General features: G+C 68.6%; 14 protein-coding genes. 7 read left to right on the top strand and 7 right to left on the bottom strand.

Going from position 1 to position 16,122, the window contains the following annotated elements:
* Positions 1 to 181: 181 nt before the first annotated feature.
* Genes FYW99_RS17870 through FYW99_RS17840 form a run of 7 tightly spaced genes read left to right on the top strand, consistent with a single transcriptional unit; the run spans position 182 to position 8,991 of the window.
* A complete protein-coding gene (locus tag FYW99_RS17870) occupies positions 182 to 535 on the top strand; it encodes a pilin (RefSeq protein WP_190394707.1) in 354 nt (117 codons plus the stop codon).
* A complete protein-coding gene (locus tag FYW99_RS17865; RefSeq protein ID WP_150253159.1) occupies positions 535 to 1,980 on the top strand; it encodes a hypothetical protein in 1,446 nt (481 codons plus the stop codon). The genes FYW99_RS17870 and FYW99_RS17865 overlap by 1 nt, the downstream gene beginning before the upstream one ends.
* Positions 1,981 to 2,910 (top strand): PrgI family protein, encoded by a 930-nt coding sequence (locus tag FYW99_RS17860; RefSeq protein ID WP_223839146.1) that lies wholly within the window; start codon positions 1,981 to 1,983, stop codon positions 2,908 to 2,910.
* Positions 2,910 to 4,703, top strand: coding sequence for a VirB4 family type IV secretion system protein (locus FYW99_RS17855; protein WP_317846997.1), 1,794 nt, complete (start codon positions 2,910 to 2,912; stop codon positions 4,701 to 4,703). The genes FYW99_RS17860 and FYW99_RS17855 overlap by 1 nt, the downstream gene beginning before the upstream one ends.
* A complete protein-coding gene (locus tag FYW99_RS17850) occupies positions 4,700 to 7,012 on the top strand; it encodes an ATP-binding protein (RefSeq protein ID WP_150253158.1) in 2,313 nt (770 codons plus the stop codon). The genes FYW99_RS17855 and FYW99_RS17850 overlap by 4 nt, the downstream gene beginning before the upstream one ends.
* A 28-nt stretch (positions 7,013 to 7,040) precedes the next feature.
* Positions 7,041 to 7,916, top strand: a complete 876-nt coding sequence (locus FYW99_RS17845) for a replication-relaxation family protein (RefSeq protein ID WP_223839136.1) — start codon at positions 7,041 to 7,043, stop codon at positions 7,914 to 7,916.
* Positions 7,909 to 8,991, top strand: a complete 1,083-nt coding sequence (locus FYW99_RS17840; RefSeq protein ID WP_190394706.1) for a C40 family peptidase — start codon at positions 7,909 to 7,911, stop codon at positions 8,989 to 8,991. Before FYW99_RS17845 ends, FYW99_RS17840 begins: the two co-directional genes overlap by 8 nt.
* Positions 8,992 to 9,043: 52 nt before the next feature.
* Here FYW99_RS17840 and FYW99_RS17835 read toward each other — a convergent pair whose 3' ends face one another.
* The 7 genes from FYW99_RS17835 to FYW99_RS17805 form a co-directional block, all read right to left on the bottom strand.
* Positions 9,044 to 10,831: an immunity 49 family protein gene (locus tag FYW99_RS17835; RefSeq protein ID WP_150253157.1), complete on the bottom strand. Its 1,788-nt coding sequence runs from the start codon at positions 10,829 to 10,831 to the stop codon at positions 9,044 to 9,046.
* A 210-nt stretch (positions 10,832 to 11,041) separates the two neighbouring features.
* Positions 11,042 to 11,845: an SAM-dependent methyltransferase gene (locus FYW99_RS17830; RefSeq protein ID WP_150253156.1), complete on the bottom strand. Its 804-nt coding sequence runs from the start codon at positions 11,843 to 11,845 to the stop codon at positions 11,042 to 11,044.
* Between the two features lie 287 nt (positions 11,846 to 12,132).
* Positions 12,133 to 12,660: a hypothetical protein gene (locus FYW99_RS17825; protein WP_150253155.1), complete on the bottom strand. Its 528-nt coding sequence runs from the start codon at positions 12,658 to 12,660 to the stop codon at positions 12,133 to 12,135.
* A 23-nt stretch (positions 12,661 to 12,683) separates the two neighbouring features.
* Positions 12,684 to 13,544: an N-6 DNA methylase gene (locus FYW99_RS17820; RefSeq protein ID WP_150253154.1), complete on the bottom strand. Its 861-nt coding sequence runs from the start codon at positions 13,542 to 13,544 to the stop codon at positions 12,684 to 12,686.
* Between the two features lie 55 nt (positions 13,545 to 13,599).
* Positions 13,600 to 14,805, bottom strand: a complete 1,206-nt coding sequence (locus tag FYW99_RS17815; protein WP_150253153.1) for a DNA polymerase III subunit beta — start codon at positions 14,803 to 14,805, stop codon at positions 13,600 to 13,602.
* 13 nt (positions 14,806 to 14,818) lie between these two features.
* Entirely contained in the window at positions 14,819 to 15,124 is a 306-nt protein-coding gene (locus FYW99_RS17810) for a hypothetical protein (RefSeq protein WP_150253152.1), read from the bottom strand.
* A 54-nt stretch (positions 15,125 to 15,178) separates the two neighbouring features.
* Positions 15,179 to 16,060, bottom strand: coding sequence for an ArdC family protein (locus FYW99_RS17805; protein ID WP_223839133.1), 882 nt, complete (start codon positions 16,058 to 16,060; stop codon positions 15,179 to 15,181).
* Between the last annotated feature and the right edge of the window lie 62 nt (positions 16,061 to 16,122).

Below are 16,122 nucleotides of genomic sequence, written 5' to 3'. Positions count from 1 at the left end.
GATGGGTGAGGAGGGATCTCTCCTCACCCGCAGAGGAAGCACGACAGCCGGGGCGGAGCAGGTATCGAGCGCCTACCGATACAGCCTTTGAGTGAAAGGAGGGACCGGCCCTTCGCCCCGGCTTCCGATTCGCGTGCCTTACCTGCTTTCTGCGGGGTTTCACCGAATCGAGGTAGCGAGCATGAAAGCTCTCAGGAGATACCTTCGCCCAGCCCTGGTGGTCGGCGTGGTGACCGTGAGCGTTGTCCTGGCCTCAGCTGAGTTGTGGCCCGCGTGGGCGCAGGGGGCCGAGGATCCCGGTGTCACGGACCTGGACGCCGTCATCACCAACATCCGCAACTGGATCGTCGGGCTGCTGGTGGTGCTGGCCACGCTGTTGCTGACCATCGGCGGGCTGCGCTACCTGCTCGCCGGCGGCGACCCGGGTGAGGTCAACAAGGCCAAGGACACCCTCAAGTACGCCGCTCTGGGCTACCTGGTGGCGATCCTCGCACCAATCCTGGTGCAGATCCTGCGCGGGTTCGTGGGGCTGTGATGAGACCGCGCCCGTGGACAGCGGCGGTCCTCATCTTCTCCCTCAGCGGCGTGGTCCTGGTCGGATCACCGATAGGCGCCGAGGCCGCACTGGTCCCCGCAGACGTCCCTGAGGAACCGGGTGAGTCCACGCCGACCGATCCCGAGGAGTGCGGGACCTTCGACTACGGCTGCCGGGTCTCGGTCGGCTTCTATGTCTGGGTGGCCGACTTCGTCGCGGACAGTGTGGAGTTCACGATCACGCTGGCGGCGCTGCCCGCGCTGTCCACCCCTCCTCCGACCGACGGGGTCAGGACCGCGTGGAGCGAGGTTGTGACCGTCACTAACAGCCTGTACCTGCTGGTGGTCGTGGCCGCCGGGGTGCTGTTGATGAGCTACCAGAGCGTGCAGACCTCGGCCGGATTCAAGGAGCTGCTGCCCCGGGTGGTGCTGGGGTTCGTCGGTGCGAACGCCTCGTTCCTGCTCACCGAGATGATGCGTGAGCTGGCCAACGGCATAGCCGTGACCATGCTCGACGGGGCCACCACCGTCGACAACATCACCGAGACGCTCGCCCGGGTGCTGGGTGACCCCGGTGGTGAAGCGCTCCTCGTGCTGCTGTTGATGCTGATCGGTTCGCTGCTGGCCTTCTTCTTCATACTGGCGGCCATCGTCCGGATCGTGCTGTGGATCCTGCTGACCGCCATCGCCCCGCTCGCGCTGGCCTGTCACGCGCTCCCCCAGATCGACGGTCTGGCCCGCCTGTGGTGGCGGGCGATGGGTGCTCTGATGGTGATCCAGATCGCCCAGGCCCTGGTGCTGCGCCTGATGGTGGTGCTGTTCCTGTCGCGGGACGCCGCCCCGGACTTCGTCGAGGCGGCCCAGGGCGTCATGGACGTCCTGTTGATCATCTGCTGCATGTACGTGCTGGTGCGCATCCCCTTCTGGGCGTTCAAGCAGGTGTTCAACTACCAGAAGTCGCCCCTGGTCAGAGGGGCCAAGATCGCGGCCAGCCTGCTGATCTTCCGCAATCTGGGCAGGGCGTTCGCCGCGAAGAAGACCGCCACGGCCACCACCGCCTCCCGAGCAGTCGGCCACGCACCCGCCACGGCACCGGCGCCCGCTCCCTCCCGTGCGGCACCGCAGTGGCATCAACCCGAGTTGCCGAACTTCTCCACGCGGTTGCCGTACCGGCAGGACCCACTGCCCGGGGTCGACCGGCGGATCGACCGGCGTGCCCAGGCTCGCCTGCGGGAGCGGCGCCGCTACCACCAGCCCGAGCTTCCCCGTCCCCGGCAGGTGCCGCCTCCGAGATGGCGGCAGGAGCCGTTGCCACAGTGGCAGGAGTCCACGCCCCGGCAGGAGATGTTGCCCGGAGCCCGCAACTTGCCACCGTCACGGCCACGCCCCCAGCAACCCGCACTGTTCGATCCCCCCGCCCGCCCCCGTCCTCGGAGGAGGCCCTGAGTGTCACGTGTACGTATGCCCGCCGATGTGGAGCGCGAGGACAAGATCCTGGCCGGGCTCACCGCTCGCCAACTGGTGATCATCGGCATCCCTGGAATCGGGCTGTGGGCCGCCTACTCGGTGCTCGGTCCCCTGGTATCCCCGCTTGTGGTCGTGCTCGTCGCGGTCCCGGTGATGGGCGCCGCGGTGACAGCGGCGCTGGTCCAGCGCGACGGGCTGAGCCTGGACCGGCTGATGCTCGCCGCGTTCCGGTTCGCCCGCTCCCCCAAACGCCGAGCCACTGGTTCTTCGGAAGCGGCACCCCTTCCCTCCTGGATCGACGCCAGCACACCGGCGTTGCCCTCCCCGCTGAACCTGCCCGTCCGGTCCATCTCCGATGACGGTGTGATCGACCTGGCCGAACACGGATACGCGGTCCTCGTCTCCTGCTCCACGGTGAGCTTCGCGCTACGCACTCCCTCAGAGCAGGCCGGGCTGGTGAACGGGTTCGCGTCCTACCTCAACTCGCTCAACTCCCCGGTGCAGTTCCTGGTTCGCGCCGAGTCCATCCGCCTGGACCCGCTGGTGGACGCCTTGGACCAAGCGGCACCCCGGTTGCCGCACCCGGCGCTGGAGCGGGCTGCCCGCGACCACGCCGACTTTCTCTCTGATCTGTCCCGGTCCCGGGACCTGCTGCGACGGCAGATCGTCCTGGCGGTACGCGAAGGCAGCGGTAATGCCGCCCATGCCGCCGTGTCGGCCCGGCGCCGGGCCGAGGACGCCGTGCGCGCTCTGGCCGCCGCTGGTTCGCGTGCTCGTGTGCTGACCGGACCGGAGGTCTTCGCGGTACTCGCTTCGGCCGCTGAGCCGTCCAGCCGCCATGTACCACCCACGGGGCTGGCAGGCCCCGGCACGGTCATCACCGGGCCCATCACAGAGCAGGAGAAGTGATGCGCAAACGCCAGAAGACCGAAGCTCCGACCGGTGGTCCCGTGCCCGCTGAGGTAGAGGTCGCCGTTCGTCACCTGCGCGTTGGGGGCGGAATCAGCGCGACCTGGGCCATCACTGGCTACCCGGCGGAGGTGGGGTACGGGTGGATGGAGCCTTTGCTGACCTACCCCGGTCGCCTCGATGTGTCGCTGCACATCGAACCGATCCCTCCACAGACGGCCGCTGACAGGCTCAGGCGGCAGATGTCGAAGCTGGAGGCCTCCAGCCGCACCACGGCGGAGAAGGGCAAGCTGGAGGACTTCGAAGCCGAGGTCGCCGCCGAGGACGCTCGGGAGATGGCCGCCAGTCTGGCCCGCGGTGAGGGCAAGCTCTTCCGGGTCGGGCTCTACCTGACCGTGCACGCCTCCACCGAGGAAGAGCTGGCCGAGGAGGTCGACCATGTCCGCTCCCTCAGCTCCTCCATGCTGTTGGACGCCCGTCCAGCTTCCTACCGCCAACTCCAGGGATGGATCTCAGCACTGCCTGTGGGAGTGGATCTGCTGGAGCAGCGGCGCAGTATGGACACCGCTGCCCTGTCGGCCTCCTTCCCCTTCGCCAGCCCGGACCTGGCCGTGCAGACCGGCGACCGTGCGGTGCTGTACGGGCTCAACACCAGCAGTTCGGGGGTGGTGGTGTGGGACCGGTGGTCGATGGACACCTACAACTCGGTCGTTCTGGCCCGCTCCGGGGCAGGCAAGAGCTACTTCTGCAAGCTGGACCTGCTGCGGTCGCTGTACTCCGGAGTGACCGCAGCGGTCATCGACCCCGAGGACGAATACACCCGCCTGGCTCAGGCCGTGGGCGGCGCCGTGATCAGGCTCGGCACTCCGGGCGTCCATCTCAACCCCTTGGATCTGGCGCTGGACCGAACCCCGACGCGCGATGCGCTTTCCCGCCGCGCGCTGTTCCTGCACACCCTGATGGCGCTCATGCTCGGTGGCGCCCTGTCCGCCCGCCAGCGCGCCGCGTTGGACCGCGCCTTGGTCTGCACTTACCGCAAGGCGGGGATCACGGCTGACGAGCGCACCTGGTCGCGGCCCGCGCCTTTGTTGAAGGACCTGGCCGCCACCCTGGAAGCCGACACCGACGAACACGCCCAGGACCTTGCTGCCCAGTTGGCCCCCTTCGTGTCCGGCTCCTACGCGGAACTGTTCCGCGCTCCGACCACCGACCGCCCCACCGGGCACCTGGTGTCCTGGTCGCTGCGCCACCTGCCCGACGAACTCAAAGGTGTCGGCACCCTGCTGGCGCTGGACTCGGTCTGGCGCACCGTGGCCGACACGACCCCAGACCATCCCCGTCTTGTGCTGGTGGACGAGGGGTGGTTGCTGATGTCAGAGCCCGAGGGCGCCCGCTTCCTGTTCCGGCTGGCCAAGGCCGCCCGCAAACGCTGGACCGGCCTGACGGTGGCCACCCAGGACGCCGCTGACGTGCTCGGCTCCGACCTGGGCAAGGCCATCGTCGCCAACAGCGCGACACAGATCCTCATGCGGCAGGCTCCCCAGGCCATCGACCAGGTGAGCGAGGCGTTCGGGCTCTCCGAGGGCGAACAGCAGTACCTGCTCACCGCCTCACCAGGGGACGCGTTGCTGTGCAACGGCGCGGATCTACGGGTGGCCTACCGGGTGGTGGCCAGCGACACCGAACACCAGCTGGTGACCACCAATCCGGCCGAACTGGCCGCTGACACAGCGCCGGACTCTCCTGTGGACCTGGACGTCTTGGACGGCGAGGACGGGGAGGACCTGCTGTGAACACCGCTCTGGTGGACATCCTCACCGTGATCAATGAACTTGTCGGGGCCATCACCGTGGTGGCGGCACCGTTCTGGTGGCTCCCGGTCGCGGGTGCCGTTCTCCTGGCCTGCCGTCGCCTTCTGGTGTGGGTGCGGCATCTGCGGTGGGCCAGAAACGCCCGGCTGGTGGAAGTTTTGCCGCCACCCACCGCCGAGCTCGCCGGGGCGGAAGCGTTCTGGACACAGATGCTCGGCCTGCTCCACCCCGCCTGGAAACGCGCCCTGTTCGGACAGCCGCACGTGGTGTGGGAGTACGAGACGGACGAGACCGGGCTGCGGGTCCGCCTGTGGGTGCCCGGCTCGATTCCCCCTCACATGGTCGAGCGCGCGGTCGAGGCCGCATGGCCCGGGGCGTCCACCACGACGGTTCCCGTTGCGCCGCCCGGGAGCGGTGTGCGTGCGCACGGCGGGATGCTCCGTCTGGCCAGGCCCGACCACTACCCCATCGCCGCCTCCCACGAGGAGGACCCCCTACGCGGTCTGCTCGGCGCCGCAGGCTCTCCGGCGCCCGGGGAAACGGTTCTGGTACAGGTAGCGGCCCGCCCGGTGACCGGGCTGCGTCTGCACAAGGCGAACCAGGCCGCCGCCCGGCTGCGGTCCGCGCACAGTGTGCAGGCCGGATTGTTCGACTCCTTCACCCCGGGCGGTAACCGGCACAGCGCCTCCTGGGCCGCGCTGCGGCCGGAGGTGTCCGGTGAGGTCCGCGCCATTCTCGCCAAGAGCGTGCGCCCGCGGTTGGACACCGTGGTCCGCTACCTGGTCACCACACCCGCCGATCAACCCCAAGGACGGCAGCAGCGGCGCGGACGTGCTCACGCGATCACGGGGGCGTTCTCCGCCTTCAGCCTGCACAACCACTACAAGCGCCGCCACACACCTCTGCTCGCCGAGAAGCTTTCACGCCTGCGGTTCCTACGCCGAGGTGACCTGTTGTCGGCGCGTGAGCTGGCCGCTGTGGCGCACCTGCCCCTGGACGAGGCGGTGGCCGGGCTGGAGCGCGCACCCGCACGTCCCATCCCTGCGCCTCCGGGGCTGGCCGGGGACGAACCCGGAGCCCGGGTGTTGGGGCGCTCCGACAGCGGCCGCCCTCGAATCATCGGTCAGCGGGCTTCGGATGCCCGCCACCACACGCACATCATCGGCGGCACCGGTACCGGAAAGACGTCCCTGCTGTTGAACATGGCCCTGGACGACATCCGCAAAGGGCGCGGCCTGGTGCTCATCGAGCCCAAGGGCGAGTCGGCGATGCTGCTGTCGCGGATGCCGCAGGAAGCGGTCGAGAGGGTCGTGCTCATCGACCCCGACGACAACGCCCCACCACCCGCGCTCAATCCTTTGTCGGGCCGTGACCGCGAGCGCAGTGCGGACACGATCACCGGGATCTTCCGGCGGATCTTCGCCGACTCCTGGGGGCCGCGCACCGAGGACATCCTTCGATCCTCGTGCATGACCCTGGCCGGGACCGAGAACGCCGGGCTGGCCAACATCCCTCGTCTGCTGGAGAACTCCTCGTTCCGCAAGCGAGTCACCGCGCAACTCACCGACCCCGTACTCAAGGGGTTCTGGGAGTGGTACGACCAGCAGTCGGGGCCAGCCCGCGCGCACGCCACCGCACCGCTGATGAACAAACTCCGGTCCGTCCTGCTGCGGGGGTTCGCCCGGGACCTGCTGGCCACCACCACCCACGGCCTGGACCTGCGCAAGCATCTGGACACCGGCGGGGTCGTCATCGCACGTCTGCCCAAGGGCGTGCTAGGTGAGGACACCTCCAGCCTGCTGGGCTCGCTGCTGCTGTCCCAGGTGTGGAACGCCGTGCTCGCCCGTGCCCGCCAGGCCGAGGCCGACCGCTCCGACATCGCCATCTACCTGGACGAGGCGCAGAACTTCCTGACGCTGCCCTACGGGGTGGACGACATGCTCGCCGAGGCCCGCGCCTACCGCGCCGGGCTCGTCCTGGCCCACCAGGACCTGTCCCAACTGCCCCGGGACCTGCGCGAGGCGGTCTCGGCCAACGCCCGTTCCAAGATCTACTTCGACGTCTCCCCCGAGGACGCCCGGGTGCTGGCCCGCCATGTACGCCCGAACCTGGGCGAGCACGACCTGTCCCATCTCGCGGCGTTCCAGGCCGCCGCCCGGCTCGTCCACCACGGGGCGCTGTCGCCCTCCTTCACCCTGCGCACCCGGCCTCTGCCTCCCCCGGTCAAGGGTCGGGCGACCACGGTGCGCAAGGCCGCCCGCCGACACTCCGCATCCGTCGACCACAGGTGAGAGCACACCGCCACGACAGGAGACTCTGTTGCGTACGCACACCCGACCCGACCACCGAGCCCCCGTTCGTCCCCGCACCTCCGCTGACACCCTGCACACGCTGATCCGGTGCCTGACCCCGCGCGACCGGGAGATCATGCGCCTGGTGTGGGAGCACCGCACCCTGACCACCGACCAGATCGCCCGTCTGTGCTTCGTCTCCTACAACACCGCCAAGCGCAGGCTCCGAGCCCTCTACCGGATGCGCGCCCTGGATCGATTCCGCCCCTGGATAGCGGAAGGGTCCGCACCGGCCCACTACGTGCTGGACGCTCCGGGCGCGGAGATCCTCGCCGCCGAGGCCAACCAGACCCTGCGCGAGTTCGGCTACCGACGCGACCGCACCCTGACCCTGGCCTACCGTTCCTCACTGGCCCACACGGTCGGCGTCAACAACGTCTTCACCGACCTGGCCTCGCACACCCGCACCCATGACACGCACCTGCGGTGGTGGACCGCGGCCCAGTGCGAAGCCCAGTGGGGAGACATCGTGCGCCCCGACGCCGCCGGGCGCTGGAGTGAGGGTGACCGGGTGACCGGGTTCTACTTGGAGTACGACACCGGCACCGAGAGCCTGCGCCGCCTGGCGGACAAACTCGACTCCTACACCGAACTCACCCGGATCACCAGCCACCGCGGAGTCGTTCTGTTCTCGCTGCCCTCCCAACAGCGTGAACACAACGTCCGCCAACGGATCCTCCGGTCACCGGTTCCGGCCGCCACCGCCGTGCACGGCTCCCACCCGGCTGACGCGGTGTGGGCGCTGCTGGACGACCCCACCGGGCAGCGCTTCCGGCTCTCCGAGCTGTCCCCGGGCCGCTCTGTGCAGCCGCCGCTGCCCGGGTGGGAGGAACAGGGTGGCTAGCCCGCTCGGGTGCGGCTGCGTGGTGCTCGTCGCCGTTCCGGTCGCTCTTGGGCTGCTGTCCTCACTCGCCGGTGTGGTGGTGGACAATCCCCACACCGGCGCGGTCCCCGATGAGGTCGACGGCATCCACCCCGTGTTGTTGGACGCCTACGTCCAAGGAGCGCGAAGGCTCGAAGGTCTCCGCCCCGAGTGCACAGGGATGCGCTGGCAGATCCTCGCCGGGATCGGCTCGGTGGAATCCGACCACGCCGCAGGCAGCGAGATCTCCGAGAACGGGGACACCGATCCACCGATCGTCGGTCCCCTCCTGGACGGCACTGGTGCGGGCAACAACTGGACACCCCACGACGACACCGACGACGGGCGGTGGGACGGCGACACCGAGTTCGACGCCGCCGTGGGTGTCACCCAGCACCTTCCCGCGAACTGGTCGGACTACGGTGTCGACGGCAGCGGAGACGGGGAAGCCGATCCCCACAACGTCTACGACGCGGTGGCCTCCACCGCCGTGGAGTTGTGCGACAGCCATCCGGAGAACACGGTCGACTTCACCGACCGGGGCCAACTGAACAACGCCCTGTTCCGGTACAACCCGTGGGACGTGTACGTGGACGAGGTCATGGCCGAGATCGACACCTACACGGTGGAGTACCCGGGCAGTGGAATCGACAGCGGCGGATCGGGCAGCGATGCCGCGCGGGCTGCTGTGGAATGGGCACTCCAGCAGGTCGGCAAGCCGTATGTCTGGGGTGGCAGCGGCCCCAACGCCTTCGATTGCTCGGGGCTGACCATGAGGGCGTGGGAGGCCGCCGGGGTCACGATTCCCCGGGTGACCACCGACCAGTACCAGGCAGGAACCCGCGTTCCCCTGCCCCAGATCCAGCCCGGAGACCTGCTGTTCTACGACACCACCGACGTCGGTGCTCCTGGTCCCGCCCCGTCACACGTGACCATGTACGTCGGCGACGGGCAGATGGTCAACGCTCCCAGCAGCGGACAGGACGTACGGGTGGAACCTGTCGACTCCGGTTTCTACTCGCCTCGGTTCATGGGAGCAGCCCGCCCTACCTCCTGACCAAGAAAATACGCATGCCCAAGCGGACGGTCCCCCACCTCACCGCCGAGGATCAGTCGAAGAGCGTGACGGTGTGGTCCAGAACCCCGCGAGGCAGGTAGCCGCTCTCCACCGGCACGTCCCAGCCGCGAGCGCGGGCCAGGCAGGCCAGGGCGAGGACACTCGTGTTGACGAACCCGTCGCTCTTCCCCTGGTTCATACCGACGCTGAAGGCGTCCCGGTGCTCCTCCAGGGCGTCGACCAGAGCCAGGACGAAACCCTCGCGGTCCCCCGCGACCAGCTGCGACAGCAGAATCACGGGAGGCGGCGGAGAGCCAGGAAACACCTGGTGTCGCTCCAGGGCCGCCACCGCCTCGTCCATGGCCGCGCGCATCTCCCCGGTCGGCTGCGCGGTGCCCTGGTCATCGTCGTGATCCGCACGGGACCGTGACGACTCCGCACGCAGGTAGGCCAGCAGAGCCACTGAATACAGGCTGTAGACGCTGGCGCTCCCTGCGCGGCCCTCCAAGGCGAAGGCGTCCATGGCGTGACTCAACAGCGCGTCCAAGCGCTCCCGCGATCCGGAGAGCACCGCGTACTCGATCGCGACCCTGCGCGTTCCCTCGTTGGTGTCGCCGCTGGAAGCCACACTGGGCAGGGACACGGTGGTCGGCCCGAGGGTGACCTCGACGGTGTCCTTCACGCTGGTCACGCTGGCGAAGGCCGCGGCGGTGTACTGGGAGGCGTGGGTGAGGGCCTCCAGTTGGCGCGGATGACGCTCCTGAGAATCAGCGAGCGAACTGTATTGGAACCGGCGGATCTCGTCCTCGGCATACCGCTGGAGCTCTCTCGGGAGCGTGTCCGGCACGATCGAGGATTGCTGGATGTCCTCCAGATCCTCGGCGGAGTGGCTGTCCAACCTCTCCAGGATCCGATCGATGCGTCCGGGAACGGTGACCGGTCGCTCGACCACCAGCGCGCCTTGGGACAACACCCTCAGCGCCCCGGCGTCCTTGTCCGCGCCGTAGGCGCCCACACGCAGACCGCGCCAGCCCTGTTCGCCCACGACGAGGCGGTGGGGCAGGTAGTCGGATTCGAAGGGCTGCTCCCACCCCTCCAGGCGCACGGCCATCGCCGCGAAGGCGATCTCGTCGATGGGCAGCAGGAAGCGCGGGGAGCCATCCGGGGCGCTGTCGCGGTGGGCCTCCAGCCGGGCCGTCATCATCTTCCAGAAGAGCTCCTCGTCGCGCGACAGCAACGCGTACAGCTGGAGAAGGTCGGGGTGGGGCAGTTCGCCGGCGTTGGCCATACCAGTGACGGCGGAGTCGACGTAGCCCAGGACTTGGTCCCGTTGGGCACCCAACTCGGGGAAGAGGTAGTAGGCCAGGCCGCGAGCCAGGACCTCCCCCTCGTCGAAGGCCGAAGCCAGTGAGAGGAAGGCGCCTGCGTTCTGCTCGTGCAGGTCGGCGACCAGGCACAGGTACAGAGTCTGGATCCAGTCCCACGTCGGAGCCCTGTCCTGGTCGGTGCCCTCTCCCTCCTCGAAGTAGGACACCCCGGTGCCCGTGTAGGTGAGGTGGACCGAGAACGACTCGGAGGCGGGCGCGCAGTCCAGCTTGAGCGCTCCGATCCGGGCTTCGGCAGCCGAGTACAGGGCGGCGTGAGTATCGGTGTCGATGGCGGGGCCAGCCACCGACCGCGCCCCGGCATAGTCGCACAGGTCGTCGGCGACCATGTCCCACCCGTGGAGTTCTCGCCCGCACTCCTGCTGACGGTGGACGGATCCGTCAATCCGGTCGGTGAAGTCCTCCGTCGCTTTGGCCAGGGCTTCGTCCCGCACGTCGTGCCGCTCGATACGCACTGGTTCCCGCGTCCCTCTCGTTGTGTGGCGGACCGGTCGCCCGTCGTGGGACCGGTCGCGTGACGGAGTCTGGCACAGCGCGACGACAGGGCACGGAGAGGCACCTCACCCGCTTCGCACGGCGGTGTGGCGGGAGTGGACCGGTTCCCGGCACGGTGGCCGTACCGGGATCACACGGGTTCGTGTCAGCAGGAGACGGGAAACTGACCGCTACCCCTTGCGTCCCACTCCCCCGAAGTCGTCCAGAGGTCGAACCGTACCGATCTCGGCGGTGTTCGGACGCCACTGGGTCACCGAGACCACGCCCGGCTCCAACAGCCCCAACCCGTCGAAGAACCCGGCGATGCGCTCGGGCGTGCGGTTGATCCGGGGATTCTCACCCGCCTCGTTCCACTGCCGGATCATCTCGTCCATCTCGGCCGGGGCGATGACGTTGGTGTCGTCGCACAGCACCAGGAAACTCCCCGGGGCCAGGGCGTCCATCAGGCGGCCGACGACGGCGTAGGCCTCGCCGTCCTCGACCACGTGCGCGGTGATCCCCAGCATCACCAGGGCGATCGGGCGGGAGAAGTCCAACGTCTTGGCCGCGGCCTGGAGGATCCGCTCCGGCGCGTGCAGATCGGCGTCGACGTAGTCGGTGGCGCCCTCGGGGTTTCCGGTGAGCAGGGCACGCGCGTGGGTGAGCACGAGCGGGTCATGGTCGACGTAGACCACGCGGGCGGCGGGGTTGAGAGTCTGAGCAACCTCGTGGGTGTTGTTGGCGGTGGGCAGACCGGTGCCCACGTCCAGGAACTGGTCGATGCCCGCCTCGCTGACCAGGTGGCGGACCGTGCGCACGAGGAAGGCGCGCTGCGCGATGGCGATCTCGGCGATCATCGGGTTGGCGTCGCGGATCTGGTCACCGACGGCGCGGTCGGCAGGGTAGTTGTCCTTGCCGCCCAGCCAGTAGTTCCATACCCGGGCCGAGTGCGGCACGGAGGCGTCCAGAGGCTGTTCAGGGGAGGGGGTGGTCATGGGGTCCTTCGCATATCGACCGTTCTGTGCGGCCAACCTAGACCACCCCGCTGCCCCGGGCCAGTGCCGAGTGGATCCGGTTTCCTTGCGGGTGCCCGTTCCGAAGCTCGCCACGCGCATCACCCCTGATGCGTAGTGGTGCCCCAAGCCGTGGAGGCTCGGAGCACCGCTGTTGTCGCTCTGTCGAGGCCGCGTTACGCTGCCTGTGCGGGAGCGTTTTGTTTGGTCGCAGAAGTTTCCGCAGGAGGGGCCGGGTTCTCATCTGGCCCCTCACCTCTGTCCGGGGGTCACTCTCCCCGGGTAGTGGGGTGGACCTGTGTCCAGGCATCCCCTGTCCACAGCTGCGCACGGGTCGAAGCAGTCGAGAGCGCGAGCGTCCGCGCGGCCCGGCGAGCGGCGCCGTAGTCCGGGAACGCATCGCCCGGAAGAGTGAACGTCCTCAGTTGCGGGATGTCCCACTCGTTGAACAGGCGCGCTGCGTAGCCCTGTGCCTGTGCGGTGCTCGTGACGAACTCGGCAGTCTCGTACTCGTCGGCGAGGTAGCCGTACACCGTTGCGGCCCGGAGGGGATGGCCGTCAGCGTCTCGGCACTGGTCCACATAGCTGGCCACGAGGTTGCGTGCTGCGGGGGTGGCCGGGGTGAACTCGGTGTCGCCACCGCGTCCGTGGTCGTAGAGGGTGCCGAGCGGCGTGGAGTCCATGCACAGGTCAGCGGTCCAAGCCACACCACTGGTAGGCATCGGCAGTTCGGCCAGACGGGTGACCCGGATGCGGTCGGTGGGCACGCGCATACCGGTATGCAGCAGGGTGATCATCGTGTTTCCTTCCGTGAGTATGGTCAGGTGTTTGATCGTGGGGTGGTGAGGGCGTCCAGCGCGGCCTGCATTCGGCGCATGGTCCGCGCCTCGTCGGCGATGCGCACGGCCTCCTCCCTCTGATGAAGAGCTCGCGTGGTGGCCTCTTCGGTGAGAGAGTCGCCGATGCCCAGGACGACGCGAAAGCCCAACTGCCACAGAACGGCGTTCACAGCGGCGCAGGCGACGGCGAGCGGATCGATGTCGATTCCCACCCACGTCGCGCGTGCGGGATCCTGTCCACGCCCGCGCATGGCCTCCGCGACTGCTCTCCACATCCCAGCGGTACCGACCGTGGGCTCGTGGATCTCAGGTGCTTCCGTCGGACCGGACATACCGACGCACGCGAGGAAGTCAGCGATGTGTCCGGGTGTGTAGAAGGCTCCGTGTGCGCTCCGGGCGTTGCGGCCCTTCATGACGGTGAGCAGGACACCGAACAGGTCCACCGAACGGCGGATGTCGGTATCTCCGGTCAGGTCGAACAACCCCGCGCGCACGGCCGCGCGCGAGACCTCGCGTGCTCCGCGTAGGGCCTGCTCGGACAGCCGCTGGTCGCCGTGCCAGACCAGCGCGAATGGTGCGACGGGGTTGGTCAGATCGGGGCGCGTGCGTACGAAGACCGCCCACTGCGTACGCACGAACCGGCACAGGTCATCTCCGCTCAGCCCAGCGACCCATGCCGCGACAGCTTCGCGCTCGTGAGCGGGTGGTGCCAGGAAGGTGAGCGCGGCGACCACCGACAGGGGCACTTCGAGATGCCCGTAGCCGTGGGCACGGTGCCACGCCGTGTCGACGGCGTCCGCGATGGCGTGCGCGTGCTCGTGGGGACTCTTGTTCGTGGCCATGGCGAAACCTCCAAAAACGGGGCCGTCCCTGGCAGGGACGGCCCCGGGGAGCCGGTCAGCTAGACAGCCGGACGGGCATAAGCAGGTGCCGGTAGGCTGCGCTGCTCACGTTCTCGTCTCCGTCGGTGACCACGACGGGTTTGGTGGTGGCGGTGGCGTGCAGGGTGAGGGTGTCCGCGGTGATGCTGGACAGCGCGTCTTCCAGGAATTCGGGGTGGAAGGCGAACCTCAGCAGCTCACCGGGGGTGACGCCGTCCGTCTTGGCCGACATCTCCGGGGAGATGGTCGAACCCGGCAGGTTGGGAGCGATGGTCACCGTGTCGGGGGTGACGGTCATCGTCAACGACAGGCCGTTCTCCTTCTTGGCCTTGAGGATTCCTCGCCCGCGCACGGTGGCCTTGAGCAGCTCGGCGCGGTCCGCGGTGACGGTGACCGAGGCGGTGTCCGGGAACAGCGGACGGAAGGTGGGGAAGTTGCCCACCGCCTCGTGTCCACGGGTGAGCACGCGGACGCTGCCGCACGTGATGGCGAACAGGTTGTCACCGATGCCGATGCCGACGGTGTCACCGGTCAGCTTCTTGGTGAGCTTGGCCAGTGCCCTGCCGTGCGCCAGGACGACACGCGTACCGGCCGCGGTGTTCTCGGGGAGGGTGGGCAGGATCGACCAGACCAGGCGGTAGCGGTCGGTGGCGACCATGCTCAGCTGGTGACCGTCGTCCGCGATCTCCATACGGACCGTTTCCAGCATGGGCAGTCCCCAGTCGGCACCGATGGTGGCGACGCTCACCCTGGCCAGTTCCGAGACGAACCGCTCGCGGCCCATGCTGGCCAGCGTGGTCGGCGCCTGCGGCAACGTCGGGTAGTCGTCGGTGGGGTACTCCTCGAAGGGCACCGTGTAGCCGTCCACCGTCACCGACGGCGTGCCGTCGTCCCTGGCGAAGGTCACCGGTGCGGCGTCGGCCTGACGCTTGGGGGTGCCCTTCGCCGTCGCCGACAGCACTCCCTTCAACTCGGAGTGCGAGACGACCAGGCGCCCGGGCACGCGCACAGTGTCGGGCAGGGTGACCGTGATGGCGGTGTGGTAGTCGAACCCGGTCAGAGTCGCGCTGCCGTCGTCGTGTCCGGTGATCAGGACACCGGCCAGAACGGGCACAGCCGGTCGGGTGACGACGGCGAGGCCGACCGTGTCCAGGGCGTCAGCGAGCACGCGACGGGTGGTGGTCAGGGCGAACGTGGTGGTCTCGTTCATGGTCGTGGTCATCGGGTTTCTCCCCTTAGTTGTCGGCGTGGTGGATGTGGGTGTGTCCGGCGTGCAGGGACCAACCGGTGTCGGTGAGCGCGCCGATAAGTCGTTCGGCGATGGCGTCCGTGGCGGTGTCGCCGTCACTGGCCACACACAAGGCGGTGACCATGACGGGGGAGGCAGGGACGACGTCGAAGCTCAGCAGGCACACGGCACCGGTGTCGTTGTCGGTGTCGGCGAGTGCGAGCGTGAACAGGTCGGCGATCCCGCACACCGTCGCGTCGGAGGGGTCGGTGTCGGGTGCGGTCGCGAAAATCTCGATGGTGAGAACGGGCATCGGAGAACCTCCGGGGCTGGTGGGGCCGTGGGAACGGCCCCACCAGCCAGCGGTCTAGGCGGCGACGGTGTCGGGCACGGTGGCGGTGAGCGTGGACACGATCGCGTCGGCGACCGTGAGCACGCGGTCCGCACTGGCACGCGCGGTTTCGGCGTCCTTGGCCCATCCGGCCACGTAGGGCACCGAGTAGGGCAGGCTGTCGAGTCCGGCCATGGCCGTGACCAGGCACGCGACCGATTCGGCTTCGACTTCGCCCGTGGCGCGCCGGACGTCGCGGGTGTTGTGCTCACAGGCGATGTGCGCCAGTTCGTGCACCAGCGTCTTGACCGCCTGGGCGTCGTCGACGTCTTCGCGCACGCGCACGGTGCGGGTATCGAAGTTCACCCACCCGTTGGCGGGTGCGGTGTCTCCGCGTTCGATCGCGTATCCGCGCGTGGTGATCTGGTCGGCGATCGCGTCCCACAGCCGCGCGGGTGCTGCGCCTTCCAGCACGCGCGGCGTGGCCTGGTCGGTGGTGGGCAGCGGTTCGCCGTCGGTCTGGGAGACGTCGAACACCGAGACCACCGTGAACGCACGCACCGCGTAGCGCGGGTTGCCGTCGCGGTCGGAAACGGGGTTGTCCTCGTCATCTTGCACGCGGTAGCGCAGCGGCGCGAAGATCCGGATACCGCGCTCACCCTTGCGCACGTATCGCCCGGCGTTCTTCCATTCGCCGTACGGGCGAACATCGGTGGCGTCCTCGTTCTGGGCAACGATCATCAGCAGGTTGCCCAGCGAGTAGCGGCGAAGCCACGCGCGCGAGCGGATCATGGCCTGCCATCCCTCCTCGGTGGTGAGGGATTCCACGGCGCCTGTCAGCGTGTCGTGCGCCGCGCGCAACCGTTCCTGTCGCTGTTCGGGGGTGAGTTGGTTTCGCTTCTTCTTCCTGGGAGCCATAGCGGATCCAATCGAAAACGGGTTTCTTCGGGCACTGGTCACAACCCACAAGGCACGACAAA

It is taken from the genome of Nocardiopsis deserti (assembly GCF_008638355.1).
Lineage (GTDB): Bacteria > Actinomycetota > Actinomycetes > Streptosporangiales > Streptosporangiaceae > Nocardiopsis > Nocardiopsis alborubida.
This window is presented reverse-complemented; position numbering and strand designations above follow the sequence as displayed.